This is a genomic window from Nafulsella turpanensis ZLM-10 (genome assembly GCF_000346615.1).
GTDB lineage: Bacteria > Bacteroidota > Bacteroidia > Cytophagales > Cyclobacteriaceae > Nafulsella > Nafulsella turpanensis.
This window is the reverse complement of the sequence record NZ_ANNU01000003.1, coordinates 1-19,884: the sequence shown is the minus strand read 5'-3', so window position 1 is coordinate 19,884 and position 19,884 is coordinate 1. Positions and strand designations below refer to the sequence as shown.

Annotated in this window: 17 protein-coding genes; 15 read left to right on the top strand and 2 right to left on the bottom strand. The window is 47.3% G+C overall.

The window, feature by feature from the left end; genetic code table 11:
• Nucleotides 1-117: 117 nt before the first annotated feature.
• Nucleotides 118-867, top strand: a complete 750-nt coding sequence (locus F752_RS0101240) for a hypothetical protein (protein WP_152424988.1) — start codon at nt 118-120, stop codon at nt 865-867.
• Between the two features lie 27 nt (nt 868-894).
• Here the strand turns inward: F752_RS0101240 and dinB are convergent, their stop codons facing one another.
• Nucleotides 895-1,977, bottom strand: a complete 1,083-nt coding sequence (gene dinB / locus F752_RS0101235) for a DNA polymerase IV (RefSeq protein ID WP_017729899.1) — start codon at nt 1,975-1,977, stop codon at nt 895-897.
• Between the two features lie 174 nt (nt 1,978-2,151).
• On the opposite strand from dinB, the gene F752_RS0101230 reads away from it, so the two are divergent.
• The 12 genes from F752_RS0101230 (at nt 2,152) to F752_RS25125 (ending at nt 16,100) form a co-directional block, all read left to right on the top strand.
• Entirely contained in the window at nt 2,152-3,789 is a 1,638-nt protein-coding gene (locus F752_RS0101230; protein WP_017729898.1) for a TldD/PmbA family protein, read from the top strand.
• Between the two features lie 95 nt (nt 3,790-3,884).
• Entirely contained in the window at nt 3,885-5,201 is a 1,317-nt protein-coding gene (locus tag F752_RS0101225) for a TldD/PmbA family protein (RefSeq protein ID WP_017729897.1), read from the top strand.
• Between the two features lie 134 nt (nt 5,202-5,335).
• Nucleotides 5,336-5,953 carry a DUF4159 domain-containing protein gene (locus F752_RS0101220; RefSeq protein WP_017729896.1) on the top strand — a complete coding sequence of 206 codons (618 nt, stop codon included), beginning with the start codon at nt 5,336-5,338 and terminating at the stop codon, nt 5,951-5,953.
• Nucleotides 5,954-6,007: 54 nt separating this feature from the next.
• Complete coding sequence (locus tag F752_RS0101215; RefSeq protein WP_017729895.1) at nt 6,008-7,018, top strand: AAA family ATPase; 1,011 nt, start codon at nt 6,008-6,010, stop codon at nt 7,016-7,018.
• Nucleotides 7,011-7,913: a DUF58 domain-containing protein gene (locus tag F752_RS0101210; RefSeq protein WP_017729894.1), complete on the top strand. Its 903-nt coding sequence runs from the start codon at nt 7,011-7,013 to the stop codon at nt 7,911-7,913. The genes F752_RS0101215 and F752_RS0101210 overlap by 8 nt, the downstream gene beginning before the upstream one ends.
• A complete protein-coding gene (locus F752_RS0101205; RefSeq protein ID WP_017729893.1) occupies nt 7,913-9,208 on the top strand; it encodes a BatA domain-containing protein in 1,296 nt (431 codons plus the stop codon). Before F752_RS0101210 ends, F752_RS0101205 begins: the two co-directional genes overlap by 1 nt.
• Nucleotides 9,190-11,415 carry a DUF4175 family protein gene (locus tag F752_RS0101200; protein WP_017729892.1) on the top strand — a complete coding sequence of 742 codons (2,226 nt, stop codon included), beginning with the start codon at nt 9,190-9,192 and terminating at the stop codon, nt 11,413-11,415. The genes F752_RS0101205 and F752_RS0101200 overlap by 19 nt, the downstream gene beginning before the upstream one ends.
• Nucleotides 11,408-13,228 carry a hypothetical protein gene (locus F752_RS0101195; RefSeq protein WP_160164068.1) on the top strand — a complete coding sequence of 607 codons (1,821 nt, stop codon included), beginning with the start codon at nt 11,408-11,410 and terminating at the stop codon, nt 13,226-13,228. Before F752_RS0101200 ends, F752_RS0101195 begins: the two co-directional genes overlap by 8 nt.
• A gap of 31 nt (nt 13,229-13,259) precedes the next feature.
• Nucleotides 13,260-14,738, top strand: a complete 1,479-nt coding sequence (locus tag F752_RS0101190) for a M20 family metallopeptidase (RefSeq protein WP_152424986.1) — start codon at nt 13,260-13,262, stop codon at nt 14,736-14,738.
• Nucleotides 14,739-14,770: 32 nt separating this feature from the next.
• Nucleotides 14,771-14,914, top strand: coding sequence for a hypothetical protein (locus tag F752_RS26415; protein ID WP_017729889.1), 144 nt, complete (start codon nt 14,771-14,773; stop codon nt 14,912-14,914).
• Nucleotides 14,914-15,396 carry a DUF2452 domain-containing protein gene (locus tag F752_RS0101180; protein ID WP_017729888.1) on the top strand — a complete coding sequence of 161 codons (483 nt, stop codon included), beginning with the start codon at nt 14,914-14,916 and terminating at the stop codon, nt 15,394-15,396. The genes F752_RS26415 and F752_RS0101180 overlap by 1 nt, the downstream gene beginning before the upstream one ends.
• Nucleotides 15,397-15,398: 2 nt before the next feature.
• The gene (locus tag F752_RS25125) at nt 15,399-16,100 is read left to right on the top strand and encodes a DUF7255 family protein (protein WP_017729887.1); all 702 of its coding nucleotides are present in this window, start codon (nt 15,399-15,401) and stop codon (nt 16,098-16,100) included.
• A 21-nt stretch (nt 16,101-16,121) separates the two neighbouring features.
• Here the strand turns inward: F752_RS25125 and F752_RS0101170 are convergent, their stop codons facing one another.
• Nucleotides 16,122-16,748, bottom strand: coding sequence for a deoxynucleoside kinase (locus F752_RS0101170; protein WP_017729886.1), 627 nt, complete (start codon nt 16,746-16,748; stop codon nt 16,122-16,124).
• A 184-nt stretch (nt 16,749-16,932) separates the two neighbouring features.
• Between F752_RS0101170 and F752_RS0101165 the strand changes: the two genes are divergently transcribed.
• Both F752_RS0101165 and F752_RS0101160 read left to right on the top strand, forming a co-directional pair.
• Complete coding sequence (locus F752_RS0101165; RefSeq protein ID WP_017729885.1) at nt 16,933-17,514, top strand: YqgE/AlgH family protein; 582 nt, start codon at nt 16,933-16,935, stop codon at nt 17,512-17,514.
• 66 nt (nt 17,515-17,580) lie between these two features.
• Entirely contained in the window at nt 17,581-19,680 is a 2,100-nt protein-coding gene (locus tag F752_RS0101160; RefSeq protein WP_017729884.1) for a DUF349 domain-containing protein, read from the top strand.
• Nucleotides 19,681-19,884 lie beyond the last annotated feature (204 nt).

Sequence of the window (19,884 nt, the reverse complement as noted above, 5' to 3'; positions counted from 1 at the left end):
TGTAAAATTGGCAGGAGATGGAGGAAGAGGCTTCTTTAACTTTGGGTGTTTTGGTACATGTATGTATGGGCTTTACAGCTTATCATTATTTTAGGGCTAAATAAAGATGAATTTAAGATGAAAATTCATGCTGTAAAGCAAAAATTCCGCCTGCTGCTGTTAATTTCGCTGGGCTGTTTGGGAAGCCATAATATTTTTGCCCAGGCAGACCGGGAATGGTCCGTGGAGCAGCTTGTTCTTTCTGACGGCAGTACCCAGGAGCTTTCGATATATTATGATGCATACCTGGAATTGCTGCATTATAAAGACGTGACCGGAAATGAGCAGAGGCTTATGCCTGAAGAGGTTATTTCCTTCTCCTTTCAGGGAGATCAATATTTTTCCATTCCGTTCAAAAATGGCAAGCTTAGCTTTTTTAAAGTAGAATATGAAGGAAAAGACATCGCACTCCTCAGCAAGTCTAATTCTGTAAATCTCATTCAGTATTTATCTTCAGCTTATGTTGACCGTTACCAGATTTGCCCCGGAAAGGGCAAAAAAAGCCCCATTCAGTTGTGCGAAATAAATTTAAGTGGCCAGTTCTCTGCCCTTAGCGGCCATCCTGCCAAAACCAGGCCAGAACAATTGTCTGTTAAGCATTGCCTGTTTGTGGTAGGAGAGCAGGGGTTGCGACTCTTCCGGATGGAGGTGGAAAAAACAGACTTCCTTTTGGGGAAGAGAATACGAACGGTCTATTTTGAATCGCTGGATGAGCTGCTGGACCCTGATCGGCTGGAGCAGGCGCACGATTACGCATTAAGCCATGACCTGGACGAGGATAAACTGGAAGATCTGGTGCATATTTTTCGCTACTATACCCTCCTTTAGAAGGAAGGCCCTGGCCAGTGGTACTTTTTAAAACTGAATGGTTAACTGGCCACCGACTTCCGGCACATCGAGGTTAGAAATGGTTATACCCAGCAGGCGCACCTCTTTTCCTTCCAGCTTCTCCTGCAGCAGTATCTCATGAGCCAGCATTTCTATGGTTCTCTGAGAAGAAACAGGATGACCAAATGTTCTGCTGCGGGTTATCTGCACAAAATCGGCAAATTTTATTTTTATGGTCAGGGTTCTTCCCTGCCGGTCTGCTCTTTGCAATCTTCCGGCTACCTGGGCAGCAATGTCCGACAATTCTTCCAGCATTTCTGCCTCCTCCGTTAAATTATGGCTGAAAGTGTTCTCCGCTCCAATAGATTTTCTGATCCGGTTTGGGTTTACCGGGCGCTGGTCAATGCCCCGCACAATCTGGTAATAGTACCGGCCCGCTTTGCCAAACAACCGAATAAGTTCAGCTTCTGATTGTTCGCGTAAGTCAGTCCCCTTTAATATTCCGAGGCCATGCATCTTTTCTGCTGTAACCTTACCAATGCCGTAAAACTTACTGATGGGCAGCTCCGCCAGAAAATCCATTGCCTTTTCGGGGGGAATAAGGAACTGCCCGTTAGGTTTGTTGATGTCGGAAGCTGTTTTAGCCAGGAACTTATTTATACTGATGCCTGCAGAGGCGGTAAGTCGGGTTTCCGATAAAATCCGTTGCCGTATTTCCCGGGCAATTAAAGTGGCAGAAGGTAAGCCCTTCTTATTGTTAGTTACATCCAGATACGCCTCGTCGAGCGAGAGGGGCTCCACCAGGTCGGTGTATTCAAAAAAGACGGCCCGAATTTGTTCCGAAACGGCTTTATAAACATCAAAGCGGGGTTTCACAAAAATTAGGTGGGGGCATTTACGATAGGCAAGGGCAGAAGGCATGGCAGAGCGTACACCAAACTGCCTGGCTTCATAGCTGGCTGCTGCCACTACCCCTCTTTCCCGGCTGCCCCCAACTGCCAGGGGTTTGCCGCGATAGGCAGGGTTATCCCGCTGCTCTACCGAAGCATAAAAGGCATCCATATCTACATGAATGATTTTCCTGATATCCTGCCCCCGTTCAGCATCCATATTTGCCGTTTATCTTCTTTGTGTTTTTTGTATTTGGTAAAATGAGTGCTTTGCCTTATTTTGATTCGTGATGATAAAAACCAGCCAAATGGAACTTTGGATTTACCAACTGACTTTATCAGATTCAAACCATTATACGAATTCTACAGCCTTTTGTAAAAATACACCAAATCAATGAAAAGAAGAGACTTTCTGCAAATGGCGGCCTTAGGGGCCGGGGCCATAATGATGCCGGGAACCCTGCTGGGTAATCCTGTACCTCTTGACACTCCTTATTCGCGACTCGATGCCCGCCTGAACAAACAGCTGGCCGATACGGCACTGAATGCTGCCCGCGGAAAAGGTGCCAGTTATGCCGATGTACGGATAGGCCGTTACCTCAACCAGTACGTTTTTACCCGTGAAGATAAGGTGCAGAACATCGTGAATGCCGAATCTTTTGGAGTCGGTATCCGGGTAATTGCCAATGGAACATGGGGCTTTGCAGCTACCGATAATGTAAGCAAAGAAGGCATTGCCAAAGCCGCAGAGGAGGCAGTTGCCATTGCCAAAGCCAATGCCCGAATTCAGACGGAGCCGGTAAAGCTCGTGCCGGTACCCGGCTATGGAGAAAAGAGCTGGGAAACACCTATTGAAAGAAATGCCTTTGAGGTGCCTATTTCTGAGAAGGTGGATTTGCTTTTAAGTGCCAATGCCGCTGCCATGGCCCAAGGAGCGAACTTTGTCAATAACTCGCTTTTTATGGTGAATGAGCAAAAATATTTTGCTTCCACTGATGGTTCCTACCTCGACCAGAATATCCACCGTATCTGGCCAACATTTAATGTTACGGCTGTCGATGCTGCCAGTGGAAAGTTTAAGACCCGCGGGTCGCTAAGCGCTCCTATGGGCATGGGATATGAATATCTCGATGGCCGTGCTTCCTCTAAAATTGAGGGGCCGGCAGGGCTCGTGCTGTACGGAAATCATTACGACATGAAGGAAGATGCTGTGGCAGCGGCCCGCCAGGCAAAGGAAATGCTTACCGCCAAGTCGGTAAAACCCGGGAAGTACGACCTTGTGCTGGAACCAAACCATTTAGGATTGACGATACACGAATCTGTCGGGCACCCGCTGGAACTCGACAGGGTGCTGGGTTATGAGGCCAACTATGCTGGTACCTCCTTTGCCACGCTTGATAAATGGAAGAATAAAGATTTTCAGTATGGCAGCGATATCGTAAACATATTTGCCGATAAGGTGCAGCCACATTCTTTAGGGGCTGTAGGCTGGGACGATGAAGGGGTGAAATCGAAACAGTGGGATTTAATAAAGAATGGTAAACTGGTGAATTACCAGGCCATTCGCGACCAGGCCCACATCATTAACGAAAGCGAATCGCATGGCTGCTGCTATGCCGATAGCTGGAATAGTGTACAGTTTCAGCGGATGCCGAATGTTTCCCTTGCACCAGGCAAAGAAAAGTATTCAGTTAATGATATGATTAAGGATGTGGAAGACGGAATCTATATCCTGGGCCGTGGATCTTATTCTATCGACCAGCAGCGTTATAACTTCCAGTTTGGTGGTACACTTTTCTATGAAATCAAGAATGGAGCAGTTACCGGCATGATAAACGATGTTGCCTACCAGTCCAATACCCAGGAATTCTGGAACTCCTGTAATAAAATTTGCGACAAAGAAGATTACCGCCTCTTTGGTACCTTCTTCGATGGTAAAGGCCAGCCTTCGCAGGTGAGTGCCGTATCGCATGGAAGCAGCACTACCCGCTTTAATGGGGTAAATGTGATTAATACCGCCAGAAATATTTAAAGAGAGTCTTGGGTCTTTCCTAAAGCTACGATTCATGAACGAAGGAAATCATAAGACTAAAGACTAAGGACTAACTACTAAAGACTAAAACAAAAATGGCCATATTATCAAAAGAAGAGGCGCGCCAGATACTCGAAAAGGTACTGAGCTTTGCCAGCGCCGATGAAACCATTGTAACCCTTAATGGAGGCAATGGAGGCAATATCCGCTATGCGAGAAATACAGTATCTACTGCCGGAAAGCAGGAAAATACTTCCCTGGCGGTTCAGTCCAGCTACGGCAAAAGAAGTGGAACAAGTACCATTAATGAGTTTGATGATGCCTCCCTTCAAAAAGTAGTGAAGCGGGCAGAGGAAGTAGCCCGGCTGGCACCTGAAAACCCTGAGTTTATGCCGGCTCTTAAGCCACAGCAATACCAGGAAAGTAAAACCTTTTACCAGAGTACGGCTGATATCAGGCCAGAGGATCGTGCGAAAGTAGCAGAATCGAGCATTGTTCCGGCATCTGCCAGTGATATAGTGGCAGCAGGTTTTCTGGAAGATAATGCCGGTTTTAGCAGCATGATGAATTCCAACGGCCTCTTTGCTTACAGCCAGGACTCCGGCCTTGACTTTACCGTTACCATGCGCTCGACCGACGGAACAGGCTCCGGATGGGTAACCCGCGATTTTAATGATTTTAGCAAGCTCAATGCTGCGGAAGCCTCCCAGATTGCCATCGAAAAAGCGCTGCAATCCCGCAACCCTAAGGCCATAGAGCCAGGAAAGTATACGGTAATTCTGGAGCCGGCTGCCGCCGTGGACTTGCTGCAGAATATGCTGTATAATATGGATGCCCGTGATGCCGACGAAGGCCGCAGCTTCCTTTCCAAACAGGGGGGCGCTACCAAAAAAGGAGAGAAAATTGTAGATGAGCGGGTACAAATTTACAGTGATCCTTTTCATCGTGATGTGCCTTTTCGCACCTGGTCTGGCGACGGGCTACCTCAAAAGAAAACCAGCTGGATTGAAAATGGCGTGGTAAAGAATATGTTTTACGACCGTTACTGGGCCCAGAAGAAAGGTGCCGAGCCTGTTCCTTCTCCCTCTAACTTTGTGATGGATGGCGGAAATGCTTCCCTGGAAGATATGATTAAAGATACCCGCCGGGGTATACTGGTAACACGCCTGTGGTATATCCGTACGGTCGACCCGCAGACACTCCTTTACACCGGCCTTACCCGTGATGGTACTTTTTATATCGAAAATGGAAAAATCAAGCACCCGGTTAAGAACTTCCGTTTTAATGAAAGCCCCATCATTATGCTCAATAACCTTGAAGCAATGGGACGCCCGCAGCGGGTAGACGGAAACATGGTGCCACCATTAAAGATCAGGGACTTTACGTTTACCAGTTTATCGGATGCTATTTAAAGATGCCTGGAAGTAGCCCAGTTTAAGGATTGGGAATAAAATTAATTCTCTTCCTTAGAGCGGTTTAGATAAAAAGAATAACATAAAAACACCGGGCTTGGGAATGAAGCCCGGTGTTTAATGTTTAGATAGGTATGGAAAAGTTTTTCTTTACACGTTTACAATACAATTCCGGGGACTGGAATACTGACCAGCGTATGCCCACCAATCTACTCAACTCCCTCATTGAATACACTAAAATTCCTGTAGATATCCATGAGCGTGTCGTTAGCCTGAGTAGCCCCAAAATATTTGAATCCCCTTTTTGCTACCTGAGCGGGCATAAGCTGGTAGAGTTTAGTAAAGAAGAAGCAGACAACTTTAAGAACTATGTTTTGAGGGGCGGTTTTATTTTTGTGGATGACTGCAACCACGATATTGATGGCCTGTTCGCCAAATCTTTTGAGGCTCAAATGGAGAGACTGTTTGGCGTTGATGCGCTGAAAAAAATTCCGAATACTCATCCCCTTTATTCTTCTTTCTTTAGTTTTGAAGAGGGGCCTCCCACAACTTCTTTTGAGCTCAATGGCTGGGGAGATGATATCGTGCACGATTACCTGAAGGCCATCGAAGTAAATGGTAGAATAGGGGTGCTGTACAGTAACAAAGATTACGGTTGTGAATGGGATTATGACTACCGTAATAAGCGCTGGCTGGCAGAGGACAATACAAAGTTCGGGGTAAATATTATCCTCTATGCACTCACCGCCTGAGGAACTCAAAATTAATTTTACTTACATCTTCTCCAGACCAAAGATTCAAAACTCATGACTTCCTATACAGAAGAACAAATCGAAGCGCTCATTACACGCCTGCCGGCGATCCGGAAAGAGATTGGCAAAGTTATCGTAGGCCAGCAGGAGGTAATTGACCAGCTGCTGATATCCTTTTTAGCCGGTGGCCATGCGTTGCTGGAGGGAGTGCCTGGCCTGGCAAAAACGCTGATGATTCGCACGCTCGCCGAAACACTTAAGCTTTCTTTTCAGCGGATTCAATTTACGCCGGACCTGATGCCATCCGATATAGTCGGAACAGAAATACTGGAGGAAGATAGAAATACCGGTAAGCGCTTTTTTCAGTTTAATAAAGGGCCGGTTTTTGCCAACATTATTCTGGCCGACGAAATAAACCGTACTCCTCCTAAAACACAGGCGGCTTTACTGGAAGCCATGCAGGAGCAACGTGTAACCTTTGCAGGGAAAACATACGAACTGCCAAAGCCTTATTTTATTCTTGCCACCCAGAACCCTTTGGAACAGGCAGGTACCTTCCCATTGCCGGAAGCACAACTGGACCGCTTTCTGCTCTACATTCTGCTCGATTATCCTGCAGAAAATGAAGAGCTGCAAATCTTAAAATCCACCACCGGCAACCAGCGATACCCTTTACAGCCCATCTATTCGGGCGAAGAAATATTGCTGCTCCAGCGGACCGTTCGGGACCTGCCCATGAGTGAGGACCTAATGATGTGGGTAAATAAGCTGGTACGGGCCACCAGGCCAGCTACCACTCCCTCTGATTACGTAAAGGAATGGGTTCGCTGGGGTGCCGGGCCCAGGGCCGGACAGGCCCTGGTATTAACGGCCAGGGCAAGAGCCCTCTTGAAAGGGCGGCTAAGTGTACTGCCGGAAGATATCGAGGCAGTGGCAAAGCCGGTGTTGCGGCATCGCATTCTGATGAATTTTAAAGCTGAGGCAGAAGGCATTCGCAGCGAAGAGGCAGTGGAGCAACTTCTAAAGGAAATTTCTGTCCCCAAACACCATAGCCATTTTGCCTGATCCAAAAGAAAATCCATGGCTGTATCCTCATTTAGTCCAGTCGGCCGAGGGTTTACACTTATTTGCCCGCCAGGCGTTAAGTGCTTTTATGTCGGGTGCACATAGCAGCAGAAGGGTGGGAGCAGACCAGGAATTTAGTCAGTACAGGAGCTATCAGCCAGGGGATGATTTACGAAGACTCGACTGGAAGGTATATGCCCGCTCGGGGCGGCTGTACATCAGAGAGGCGGAAGTGCAGAGCCGGCTTTTTATCCGTTTTGTGCTCGATACCAGTGCCTCTATGCGGCACCAGCACGGGCGCTGGAGTAAATTTGATTATGCCCGGGCCATGATTGCTCTTTTTGCTTTTATTAGCCGCAAGCAGCAGGATGAATTTGCTCTTTTTGCCGCGAATGAACAGCAAAACATTCAGCAGCTTCCTGGAAATGATAAGGGGTATATCCACCGTTTCTTTCATGTGCTGAGCCAGCTGGAGCCGGCGGACTACTGGCCGGAGGTGGATCAGCTGCCGTATTTTCCTGCTCAGCTAAATAAAAATGAAATGACCATAGTCTTTACTGATATGTACCAGCAAAAGGAAGAGTGGGAGGATACTGTCCGGCGGCTGCAACAGGCAAAGAATGAAGTGGTAGTTTTCCACCTGATGGCCGGCAATGAACTGCATCCGGAAGAATGGAAAAAAGCTACCACCCTGCGGGATTTGGAAAGCGGTGAACTTCTTCATCTGCAAACAGCCGCAGACAGAAAAGAATCGGAAGAAAGTATACAATCTTTTATAGGAGAGACCAGGGCATTTTTTAGAGAAAGGGGAATTTCTTCTGCTTTGGTTAATACAGACGAAGAGCCACACGAAGCAATCAGTTTATTTCTGAAGAAAAGATTAATGATGCAGTAATGCCGGAAATTGGGCAACCTCTTTATTTACTTGCCGCGCTGGGGGTCCTTGTTCCCATCGCTATTCACCTATGGAACAGAAAGCCTCCCCGGGTGGTGGAGGTAGGAAGTATCCGGTGGTTTACCGGTTCTGTGGCTCCGGCAGCCCATAGGCTGCAGTTGAAAGATTTCCCCCTTCTTTTGCTCCGTTGCCTCCTGCTGCTGGTGTTTAGCTTATTACTGGCGGGTCTATGGGTAAAAGAGCAGGATAGAGATAAGGAAAATTTCTATCTGTGGCTGATTGATTCCGGACTGGCCCATCAATTTTCAGAAGAAAAACTTGATTCTTTTGAAGCGGAAGGAATTCGTTTACGGCTGTTAGCTCCCGGACTCCCACCTTTAGCAGATAGTGCCCTATGGAAGAACCGCTTAGTAGATATATGGGGAGTTATGGAGGAGGCAGACCAGCTAAGCTGGGCAAATGATTCTATTCTGGTATGGAGTAAGCTAGAGCAGGGGCAGTTTAGCGGAACCCGTCCAGGGCTTCATCATCAGTTTGTTTTTAGGGAACAGGAAATAGGACTGGCGCCAGTACCTATCATGGCAGAAATAATCCAGCTCGATAGCCTGCACTTAATTCAGCAATGGAAAGCCAGTGAAGGAGCAATTAAATTTAAAACTGATACTCTTTCTGCAAAAGAGCTGAGGGTATGGAGGGAAGAAAGAATGGGTACCCTAACTGCTGGCGAAAGAAGAGAAGCGATTACACTGCCCGATACATTCCTGGTGGATTTTGAAACGGCGGAAACTTATCAGCAGGATGCGCAGATCATCCGCTATGCACTGGAAGCGGCGGCCGCACAAATTCCTGGTTTAGAGTTGGTTGTTGTGGAAAAAGACAGCAGTAGAGAAGCTGACCTGCTGGTGTGGCTTCAAAAAGATTCATTGCCTGCAGAGTTAGCCAAAAGCTCCACCACAATACTTAGCATGCCGCCTGAGCAAAGAGGCGGAGAGCAGTGGCTCCGGAAAGCAGAAACAGCGGAAGGGGTTTATCAGCTGACAAGCAGACCCTTGTTTGGAGTAGTGGAGCGTGAAAAATTGCAGCGTCTTCCCCTTGCTTTACTGGCTCTTTTTCCTGATAACCAACTTGCTCAAGTGGCATCCTTAATGCCTATGCCGGCCACCCAGGCAGCACCGGTTAAAAAAGCTTTTTACATTCAAAAGAAGGAAGAGGAAGAAAAATCGCTGCATAAATGGTTATGGGGTCTAATAATGGTACTTTTCTTAATGGAAAGAGTATGGGTGTACCGGAAATGAGTGGAAAAGATGTACTTCAGCGTTTTAGCAGGAGCTGGAAGCAGAGAAAAGCTGTGGAGATGGTTCTTTATACCCTTTCTGTCGCTCTTTTTGCTGCCGCCCTTTTTTATTTTCTACTCCCCAGGCAGGCATTGGCTTTTGCGGTATTCTTTGTTGCCCTAATGCTGAGCCTGGTCCTGCTGTACCGTCGGTCTGGCTATTCTTCTCTTACGCCTGCCTCCAGTGCCCGCTTTATAAACAGAAAGGTTCCTGACCTGGAGTATAGCTCAGAACTATTCCTTCAGAACCCTGAAAGCCTCAGCCTTCCGGCTCGCCTGCAGAAAAGACGACTGGAAGGAATCTTGAAAGGATTGAAACTGCCTCCGCCGCCAATTAAACTTACTAAAGCAGCTGGCTTTTTATTGCTGAGCCTTTTATCGGCTGCTGGTTTGGTAGGATTTGCCGGGGCTATCCAGGTAAACACCTATTCGCAGCAGCCCCAGGTAACAGAGACTTTTATTGAAAGACCAAAGAAAGCAGCCACCTTTGCAGCAGAGGTACCGGCTTTAACGGAAGGAAAAATAGTTGTTACGCCTCCTGCCTATATCCGGGAAGGTGACTTTGAAACCACACTGGCCAATGTAGAAGTGCCGGAAGGAAGCATTCTCCGCTGGGAGCTCAGCTTTAGCGACAGTATAAGCAATGTTTGGCTAAGTCTTTCCGGAGGAGACTCTGTTGGATTTCAGCAGGATTTTAAAGGTGGCTTTCATGCCTCGCTCAACCTGGAGAAAAGCCTGCTTTACCAGATTAACTGGAAGGATAAAAACGGCCGAATTGGCACCACCAGTTACCATCGTCTGGAGGCCATGCCTGACCAGGCTCCCTTTATTCAGCTCGTGAAGCCTGAAACTTATACTAGAAATACCCAAGCGCCACCTTTTCCGGTGGAGGTAATATTGGAAGATGATTACGGGCTGTCAGAGGCTTATCTGCAGCTTACCATCAGCAGCGGAAGCGGCGAAGGGGTTTCTTTTAAAGAACAGCAAATCCCTTTTGATAACTTCAGAAAAGGGGAGGGTCGATTGCATTTGCGTAAAACACTGGACCCTAAAGCCCTTGGGATGGAAATGGGAAATGAGTTGTACTTCCACGTGGTAGCGCTGGATAACCATCAGCCCAACCGGCAGCAAAGCAGGTCGGAGACCTACTTCTTCCATTGGGAGGATACCGCCGCCACTTCTTCTTTCGAAGTGGATGGAATGGCCATGGATATAATGCCCGAGTATTTCCGCTCCCAGCGGCAAATTATCATTGATACCGAAAAACTGATAACTGAAAGGCCAGCCCTCACAGCGGAGGAATTCGAGAAACGTTCGAATAATTTAGGAGTAGACCAGAAGCTGCTTCGCCTGCGCTACGGGAAGTTTCTGGGGGAGGAATTCGAATCTGGCTATGGGCAGGAGGTGCTTCCAGAAGAAGGTGAGGAAGGGCATGAGCACGAGGGCGAAGGAACAGGGTATCATCAGCATGAGGAAGAGCAGCAGGAGAAGCCTGCTTCTGCGGAAAACCTGCTAAGTGAGTTTATGCATGCCCACGACACAGAGGAGGGGGCTACTTTTTATGAGGAGCGCATCGAGGTAAAGTTAAAAGCGGCACTGGCCGAGATGTGGGAATCTGAACTTCGACTTCGCACCCTTCGGCCCAAAGAAGCGCTGCCTTACCAGTACAAGGCGCTGAACATCATAAAAGAAGTGCAGCAGGCAACCAGGGTATATGTAGAGCGAATAGGATTTGAGCCTCCGCCTTTGAAACCTGTAGAAAAGCGCCTAACAGGTAGCCTTGAAGAAGTGCAGTCATCTTTCCGCTCCTCGGATATTCCGCTGGCGGATACGCTGGAGTCTGTCAAAAAGGTAATTACTCTTCTGCAGCAGGAGGAAGTTACCAGGGAGAATCTTAGTGGGGAAGCAACTAAACATCTCTTTGGGAAGGCGGGGCAGGAGCTGGCGGCTATCGTACAGGAGCAGCCAAGGGCCGATTATCTGGAGAGCCTGAAGGTTTTAAATCAGCTCCGCACCGGAAGTTTACCGGAGAAGGAGAGGCAACGTTTTCTATTGAGAACCCTGCTGGAGGTTTTGCCCGATGCTGGTTTTGCTCCCCAGACTTCCGACCTCTACCGAAGTCGCTTAGAACGAGATTTTATGCAGAAAGTTGGAGGTACCGGTGAATAGCGATTTCACTTTTATGGCAGCGGAAAACTGGCGGTGGTTGAGCCTGGCCATAGTGCTGCTGATTCTTGCTTTCTGTTTGCTGGCTGAGTACAGGCAGAAGCGGAAGCGAAGCGGGTGGAGAGTATTGTTGCTGTGTATGGCCCTGTTTTCGCTGCTGATGGTGGCTTGGAAACCGGCGTATTGGCAGGAGCTGCCAGCAGCCACAGGTATCCTGCTTCTGGAAAATGCGGAGCAGAAGATATATGACAGCCTTCAAGAGCAACACCCGGAAGCAGAAACATTCATGCTCAGGAAGAGACCACAGGGACAGGGGGACTGGCTACCGCATATAAGCTATTTAGCGGTAGAGCTTCCTCCGGAAAGCACTCTCTTTCTTTTAGGGGAGGGAGTCGAAGAGCAGGAATTGAGGTATCTGGAAAATTTTAATGTTCATTATTTCCCTGGCTCTCCTTCCGCCGGTTTACAGGAGCTGGACTTCCCGCGGAGCATCGCCCTTTCCGATACCTTTTCCATTCGCGGAAGGGTGAGCACCCTGCACGACACCCTTGCTGCTGTATTATCCATGGCAGGGAAAGGTGTTGATTCGGTAAGACTTTATTCCGCTCAGGAAGGTTTTTTACTGGAGCATATTCCTCCACTGTCAGGAAGTTTTGATTATCATCTGCAACTTTTAAATCAGGCCGGTGATACGCTGGAATATGTTCCGCTACGGGTGAAAGTGGAGAAAGAGAGGCAGCCGACGATTGGCCTTTTCAGCAGTTTTCCTTCCTTTGAAAGTAAATACCTGAAGAACTGGCTGGCGGCACAGGGGTATGGCGTGTTTTATCAGGCCGAGATGGCCCCGGAAAGGTGGCAGCGCGAGGTACTTAATTTGCCGGAAAAAAGGTTTGCCGGTTTAAACAAGGAGCTTTTGCAACAGGTTGATGTACTAATACTGGACCAGAGCTATCTGCAGAATTTACCTCCTGCTCTGGTCCGCTTGTTAAAGGAACAGCTTCGGGAGCAGGGTCTGGGAGTGCTGGTAATCTCAAATGGAAGCAATCCCGAAACCTTAAAGCAATGGGCCGCTTTTTCGGGTTTGCGACTGGGCAGAATGGAGGAGGAAGGAAGATTAATGCTAAGAGGAAGAGAGATGCCTTTACCTCGCCTCCAGTATCATCCGGTTTATCATTCCGGCTGGTATCAGCTGGTTCAGGACAGGAAAGGAGCAGCTGCCGTAGTATATGCTCCTGTTGGTCTGGGAATGGTAGCTTTCAGCAGCCTTGGCCAGACTTACCAACTTTTACTGGAAGGAGAAGAGGCTGCCTATCAATTACTTTGGAATAGCCTGCTCCATCAGCTCCTGAAGCCTCAGCCCTTAGCTGCTCATATTGAGTCGGAGTTTCCTGCCCTGGAAGGGCAGCGACACCATTTACAGTTTTGGTCTGCTACCGGGGAGGTACCTGAGGTGGTTCTTACTGGCCCCGATGGTAATCAGCAGGTATTGCCGCTCCTGCAGGACGATCGCCTGCCGGAGCGATGGCATGCTTACCATTGGCCGGAATTGCCGGGAATGTATATGGTAAAACTGGGGGAGCAGGACAGTTTAAAATTTAATGTACTGGAAAACAATAGTTTATGGGCGTGGCGGCAAAATAAAAGTGCATTGGCTATTCGTTCTTACCTTAGTGAAATAAAGCCGGCAAAGCCGGAAAAAGAAAGGCAGGCACAAGTAGGAAGCCTGAAAAAGCCTTTCCCGCTTTTGTGGTTCTATATGGTGTTTCTGCTAAGTATGGCGGCTTTATGGCTGGAGAAAAAAATAAATCCTTCCTAACCTCATGGGGGGCAATGATTGTTATGATTATATGAACAACCGATTACAACTTCTGATTATAAGTTTATTACTATTTTCAACCACCGGAAGCTTTGCGCAGGAAAAGATAGTAACAGCACCGGATGCAACACTTCAGAATGCACTCAGCCTTCTATCCTCCTATGTAAGCTTTCCATCCATCACAGGAAATGAACTCGAAGCGGGCAGGCACTTTGCAGCTTATTGTGAAGAGCAGGGCCTTTACCTGAGATATTTTTCCGAAGATACTGCCAGCTATAACTTTGCGGCAACCCTTTACCCTTTAAGCGTAGACAAACCTGTGGTATGGTTTCAGCACCATATCGACGTAGTGCCACCCGATAATGAGCAAATGTGGAGTTACAGCCCCTTTGAAATGGTAGTAGAAAATGATACTATTTATGGCAGGGGCGTAATGGACGCCAAAGGGCTGGGAGTAATGCAGCTGATGGCTCTGCTAAAGTTTAAAGAACAGCACCAGGGAAAGGAACTGGATTTTAATGTTGGTTTACTTTGCCTGTCGGGAGAGGAGTATACCGGAGAACTCGGGGCAGGAAGAGTACTTTCTAATCATCTGGAGGAGCTAAAGCCTGCCGTTGTGTATGGCGAAGGAGGGGCGGGCATGCAAAATGTGCTGGAGTCTGAACCGGAGCAGGTAGTTTATGGCGTGTCGGTGGCCGAAAAAGCAGCGCTGTGGGTTAAGCTGGAGCTGGAGCTGGTGAGCTTTGGGCATGGGGCCACTCCGGCCCCGGAATATGCAAATATGATTATGATTAATGCCTTAAGCCGGTTGAATAACCGGAAGCTCGACCTCGATTTTAACAGGACGAATAAAAGGATGTTCCGGAAGTTAGGAAGAGCCGAGGGCGGGTTGAGAGGTTTTGTTATCAGCCATATGAACTGGTGGGTATTACGGCCTTTTATTAAAAAGTTTGTGAAGGACGATCCCATGCTTCAGGCATTGACTACCAACACGGTTACGGTTACTAAAATTTTCAATCCCCCGGGGCCGCCTAATTCTATTGCGAGTGTTTCTACGGCTTATCTGGACTGTCGTCTGCAACCTGGCGTAAGTAAAAAAGCTTTTATCCGGCACCTGAAGCGAATTCTGGATGATCCGAGAATTGAAATCAGTGAAATAAGCATTGGAGAAAATGCCAGGCCTTCTTCCACCGGTAAATATTATGATGCTCTGGAAGAAGCTATTCTGGAAGAAAACCCTGAGGCGGTGGTTATTCCTATGCTGTTCCCGGCCACGACCGATAATACCCGCTTCCGTAACTATGGCATTCCTACCTATGGGCTGGTGCCGGCACTGCTCGACCTTAAAACAATAAAGGGCGTTCATAGTATCGATGAGCGACTGCCCGTAAGCGCACTGTTGCAGGGGATTGAAATATACACCAACCTGCTGAATGAGCTAACAGATGAACGGGTAAGGGAAAAGTATCGTAAAGAATCTTTCTTTACAGATCTTGAATCTGCTTTTTAAGAATTTACCTTTGTAGCTTAAAAGGAGAATCTATGAAAAGGTCAAAAAAAGTTTTTTTGCTGCTGGCTATCATTTTTCTGCTCATCGTATTCTATATCGTCTACGATATGAGCCAGCGAACTACCTTTCCGGGCCAGGAGCCGGCAGATACGGAGGAAAATTTAATTGAAGAGTAATGAGCGAAAAAATGGAGCGTAAAGGAAATAAAATAGATGTCGACAGAATAGATCTTGAAAAAGAGAGGGAGAAGGTAAGCGATATGCCGGGCCTTATTGCCTTTCCGCATACGGTGGGAGGTGCGGTAATCCGGCCGGAAGATACCGGTAAAATCAAAGGCCGCTCCCTTGCTGCCATGCGTGAGCAGACCAGCCGTCAAATGAAGCAGCTTTACAAGCAGGCACAATTGCTGGCCGAGCAGGCACAGGAAATTCAGAAGAGGGCGGAGGTTTCGGAAAGAATCTATACCAGCCATATGAACTTTGAACCCTTAATCGGGCACACCTATTACCTTTATGAACGCAAAGATGGTACAGATTTACTTTCGATGGTGGCACCTGATGAGTGGGGGAGAAGCCAGCCTTTTAGCCGCTTTCTGGCCAGGGTTAAGCTTTTGTCGGACCATACCTGGGAGGTAAGCGAAGAGCAGGAAGAACAGTAATTATGCAGCAGTCCCTTTTACAATTTCTGGCCGATCAGCTCAATGAGCAGGGCCTTCCGGTTTACATCACCCGGCCTGGGTCTTTCAGGAGCAGCCAGTTTAAGCATGGAAAAGAGGCCTCCCTGGTGGAGGAGGTATACCAGGAACTGCTCGGAAAAGGTAACTGCTGGAATATAGCTGTTTCCCTGCCGGAAGGACTTGAGACAGAAAAGGTGCGGCTTACCATCGATGGTCCCCTGCATTTTAATCGCTACAGGGCCACCACTTTTCAGTCAGCTGTTTATGCTTCTAACCCCTCCAAATGGCTGGAGCCGTACCGCAGGTATTGTCGCACCGCTGAAGCTGAATGCCTGAAAGATGGCCGCCGGCAAGGCATCTGGACCAATAAAGAGGCAGCGCTACATTTTGGCCCTTCGCAGGAGGCCGGAGATTTGTATGGTACGGGATCGGCTGGCTGGCGCCTCCGCGCTTTTCAGGATTTTTTAAACGACTTTTATCTTTTCAGGGCTACAAGCCTACATCAGCGGGTGGCGGTATATGACCGCCTGATGGTACAGGGGCGGCTGATTCCCCTTCAGCAGCTACTACAAAGCCGGAGCGAGAGCAGTAAGCCGTATCTGGTAAAATTTTTAGCCCGGCAGCTGGGCATGCCGCTGGAACAACCAAAAGATCCTTTTGGCCCTGGCTCCCAGGAGAAAGAATAGCAGGAATCCGGCACTGCAACTTTAAATTTTGCTGGTAAACAAGCCGTTTAATTCCACATTAATCCGCTCAACAATACCGGCAAAATCTTCTACATTGGCTACAAAGTCCAGCTTATTTACATCTACAATCAGCAGCCTTCCCATTTTGTACTGGCTAATCCAGTCTTCGTAATGCTGGTTCAGGTTTTTGAGGTAATCGAGGCGAATCGACTCCTCATAGTTTCTACCTCTTTTTTGAATCTGGCTAACGAGTTTAGGGATATCTGCACGAAGGTAAATGAGCAGGTCGGGAGCCTTGGCATGTTTTACCATGCTGTTGAAGAGGCTCAGGTAGTTCTTGTAGTCCCGTTCGGAAAGCAGTTTTGATTTATGCAGGTTGGCGGCAAATATGTAGGCATCTTCATAAATGGTCCGGTCCTGAATAGTGGTTCGAGGGCTTTTGGTAATATTCTCTATTTGCTGAAAGCGGCTGTTCAGGAAGTAAACCTGCAGGTGAAAGGACCAGCGCTCCATGTCTTTATAGAAGTCTTCGAGGTATGGGTTATTATCGACCGCTTCAAACTCTGCCTCCCAGTTATATTCTTTGGCGAGCCTGGCCGCCAGTGTAGTTTTTCCTGAACCAATATTTCCTGCAACTGCTATATACATGCTTCTTGAGTTTGGGCAGCAAAAGTAATAATTTAATTCTTATTCCGTAATCATTTGACAAGCCTTTGCCGTGGAGGGAACAGTAAAGGTACCTGCGGATGTTCTCTTTTTAAACCTGCAATTGTTCTCCAATAAATCAGGATAAAGGTTGCATCTTAACTTTAAATTTGATTTATTTTAACTAATGATGGATTTTAGCTACAACAATAAAAATATTATTCCTGAAAAGGGAGATTTACTTATTTCAGAACCTTTTTTGCCCGATCCTAACTTTCAGCGCACGGTTGTGTTAATATGTGAACACAGCAATGAAGGCTCCTTTGGTTTTGTATTGAACAAGCCCAGCATACTGAAAGGGAGCGATGTGCTGGAAGAGGTGGAAAATTTTGAAGCACTGCTGCATGTAGGTGGCCCGGTACAGCAGGATACCCTCCATTTTATTCACCGGCAGGTCGATGGAATTGAAGGAGGAATAGATGTTGGCAATGAACTCCACTGGGGTGGAAATTTCGAGCAGCTGCTGTTGCTGATGGAAAGCGGGGCAGTAAGCCTGCAGGATTTTAAATTCTTTTTAGGCTATTCCGGATGGGGAAAAGGACAGCTGGAAGAAGAGCTGGAGCAGAATGCCTGGATCATCTATAAATCGGCAACGGCCGCTGATATTTTTGATACGCAGCCGGATGTGTTATGGCGGGAATGCTTAAAAAAAATGGGGGGCAAATATAAAATGATTTCAAATTACCCGACAGATCCGAGACTAAATTAAATTAATTATTAAATTTGTTTTAATCAAACAAAGCTTTTTCGATTTTATAATAGCTGATTTTTAATTATGGTGGACAAAGACAAAGAAACTTCCGGCCAGCAGGATAAGGAAGTGCGCAACGCAAATGAAGAGAGGAAGGAAGCACAAACAACCCCTTCGCCCGGAGATACACAGGATTCTCTTCTAAAAAAGGAGGATCAGCCGGGCTATGATCCTTCAGAAGTTGAAACCCCACCGGCAGGCACTACTGATATGCCCGATGATGAGGATGCCCAGGTGGCTGCCGCCGCCGATAAACCGCATGCAGGGAACCAGCCGGTAAGTCCGGCAGTAGATCATACACTTTCTGAAGACAATGTTAAAGATATAGATGAACCGGCACCTGTTACCGATAAATCGGTAGCGGAGGAGGAACAACATGAAGAGGAGGGCGAGGAAGATGAGGAGGAAGAACAAATCGATTATAGTCATCTCTCGAAAGAGGAGCTGGTAAAGCGTGCCGAAGAGCTTCTACTGGCGGGTGACTGGCGCAAAGCAGACCGTCGCTTAGAAGAAATTAAGCACTTTTTCGATGATATTTATAATGCCGAACGGCAGCAGGCACTTGAAAAATTTACAGCAGAGGGTGGAGATGAAGCCGACTTCCAGTACCGCGAATATGAGCTGGATCAGCGTTTCCATGCAGCCTACCGGAAAGTAAAGGAAGAAAAATCGAAGCACTACTCCAGCCAGCAACGGAGCCGGGAAGAAAACCTTCGCCGTAAAAATGAAGTGCTGGCCCGCCTGCGGGAATTTACCGATGCAGAAGAAACCAATACCAGCTTAAAAGAGCTAAAAAAACTGCAGGAAGAGTGGAAATCTATTGGACCCGTTCCCCAGCAGTACAATAATAACCTCTGGGCTAACTACAATGCCCTGCTTGACCGCTTTTACAATAACCGCTCCATTTTATACGAGCTAAAGGAGCTGGATCGCCGAAAAAATCTGGAAGCCAAAACAGAGATTGTGGAGCGGGCAGAAAAGCTCTCAAGCCATGAAAATATGAAGGAGGCTATACGGGAGCTAAGAGAGCTGCATGAAGAGTTCAAGCATATTGGCCCTGTACCGCGCGAAGAGCAGGAACCGCTTTGGCAGCGTTTTAAGGAAGCCTCGGATAAGGTTTACGACAAGCGTCGGGAACACCTGGAGCAATTAAATAAAGACCTGGAAGCCAACCTCCTGAAAAAACGCGATTTGGGTGATAAGGTGCAGGAGTTTCTGGATTTTAGTTCTGACAGGATTACCGAATGGAATGACAAGACAAAAGAGCTCCTGAACCTCCAGAAGGAATGGGATGCAGTGGGTGGTTTGCCACGGCAGGTAGCAAAAGAGGTAAATAAGTATTTCTGGTCGGCTTTTAAAGGCTTCTTTAGCAATAAGAACCAGTTCTTTAAAGACCTGGAAAAAATGAGGGAACAAAACCTTCAGTTGAAAGAGGAACTGGTAGCGGAGGCCCAGAAGCTACAGGAAAGCCAGGACTGGCAGCAAACGGCTAACCGGTTTAAGGAACTGCAACGCCGCTGGAAAGAAATTGGTCCTGTACCTGAAAAGCAGCGCGATGAAGTTTATAAGCGTTTTAAAGCGGCTGCTGATACCTTCTTTGAAAATAAGCGAGCCCAGGGCAAAGAGCTAAACCAGGAGTTCGAAGAAAACCTGAAGCGTAAAATGGAGGTAATTGATAAAATCAATGCCCTCGCTGAAAAAAAGACCGCTGATTTAGATGCTTTTACTGACTTACAGGAGGAGTACGAATCCATTGGTTTTGTATCCCGTAACGATATTTCAAAAGTGAAGACCGCTTATTCAGAGGCAACGGAGAAGTTTCTTGCTTCAGCCGAAAATTTATCCGCCGAAGAAAAGGAGCGCCTTCGCCTGCAAACACAAATCAGCCGTATTAAGAGTGCACCTGATTCAGGCCGAAAACTGCAGCAAAAGGAGAACAATATCAGGCGACAGATTAGTAAGGTGGAAAATGATATTTCCATCTGGAAGAATAACCTTGAATTCTTCGCCAGCTCCCGAAATGCCGATAAGCTGAAGAATGAGTTTAGCAGTAAAATTGAAGAAGCGGAAGCTGAATTGGGAAAGCTGAAAGATCAGCTCAGGATTGTACAGGAAAATGAATAACTGACAACCAGTAGCTTATAGAAGAGGGTATTATTTTTTCGCCGAAGAATTTGCAGAAAGAATAATACCCTCTATATTTGCAATCGCAAAAGGCACCAGGCCCTTTGGGATTTGAAGATTTAGAAGTGCAAAAATTTGACAGATAGGGAGTAGACGCTAAAAGCTTTTCCTCCTCATATAGCAAATTAGCCCATTTTCATTTTA

What these genes read in the sequence shown, in the direction of transcription:
- F752_RS0101240 (WP_152424988.1), top strand. Translation starts at nt 118, where the DNA reads ATGAAAATTCATGCTGTAAAGCAAAAATTCCGCCTGCTGCTGTTAATT.
- dinB (WP_017729899.1), bottom strand. Translation starts at nt 1,977, where the DNA reads ATGGATGCTGAACGGGGGCAGGATATCAGGAAAATCATTCATGTAGAT.
- F752_RS0101230 (WP_017729898.1), top strand. Translation starts at nt 2,152, where the DNA reads ATGAAAAGAAGAGACTTTCTGCAAATGGCGGCCTTAGGGGCCGGGGCC.
- F752_RS0101225 (WP_017729897.1), top strand. Translation starts at nt 3,885, where the DNA reads ATGGCCATATTATCAAAAGAAGAGGCGCGCCAGATACTCGAAAAGGTA.
- F752_RS0101220 (WP_017729896.1), top strand. Translation starts at nt 5,336, where the DNA reads ATGGAAAAGTTTTTCTTTACACGTTTACAATACAATTCCGGGGACTGG.
- F752_RS0101215 (WP_017729895.1), top strand. Translation starts at nt 6,008, where the DNA reads ATGACTTCCTATACAGAAGAACAAATCGAAGCGCTCATTACACGCCTG.
- F752_RS0101205 (WP_017729893.1), top strand. Translation starts at nt 7,913, where the DNA reads ATGCCGGAAATTGGGCAACCTCTTTATTTACTTGCCGCGCTGGGGGTC.
- F752_RS0101200 (WP_017729892.1), top strand. Translation starts at nt 9,190, where the DNA reads ATGGGTGTACCGGAAATGAGTGGAAAAGATGTACTTCAGCGTTTTAGC.
- F752_RS0101190 (WP_152424986.1), top strand. Translation starts at nt 13,260, where the DNA reads ATGAACAACCGATTACAACTTCTGATTATAAGTTTATTACTATTTTCA.
- F752_RS26415 (WP_017729889.1), top strand. Translation starts at nt 14,771, where the DNA reads ATGAAAAGGTCAAAAAAAGTTTTTTTGCTGCTGGCTATCATTTTTCTG.
- F752_RS0101180 (WP_017729888.1), top strand. Translation starts at nt 14,914, where the DNA reads ATGAGCGAAAAAATGGAGCGTAAAGGAAATAAAATAGATGTCGACAGA.
- F752_RS25125 (WP_017729887.1), top strand. Translation starts at nt 15,399, where the DNA reads ATGCAGCAGTCCCTTTTACAATTTCTGGCCGATCAGCTCAATGAGCAG.
- F752_RS0101170 (WP_017729886.1), bottom strand. Translation starts at nt 16,748, where the DNA reads ATGTATATAGCAGTTGCAGGAAATATTGGTTCAGGAAAAACTACACTG.
- F752_RS0101165 (WP_017729885.1), top strand. Translation starts at nt 16,933, where the DNA reads ATGATGGATTTTAGCTACAACAATAAAAATATTATTCCTGAAAAGGGA.
- F752_RS0101160 (WP_017729884.1), top strand. Translation starts at nt 17,581, where the DNA reads ATGGTGGACAAAGACAAAGAAACTTCCGGCCAGCAGGATAAGGAAGTG.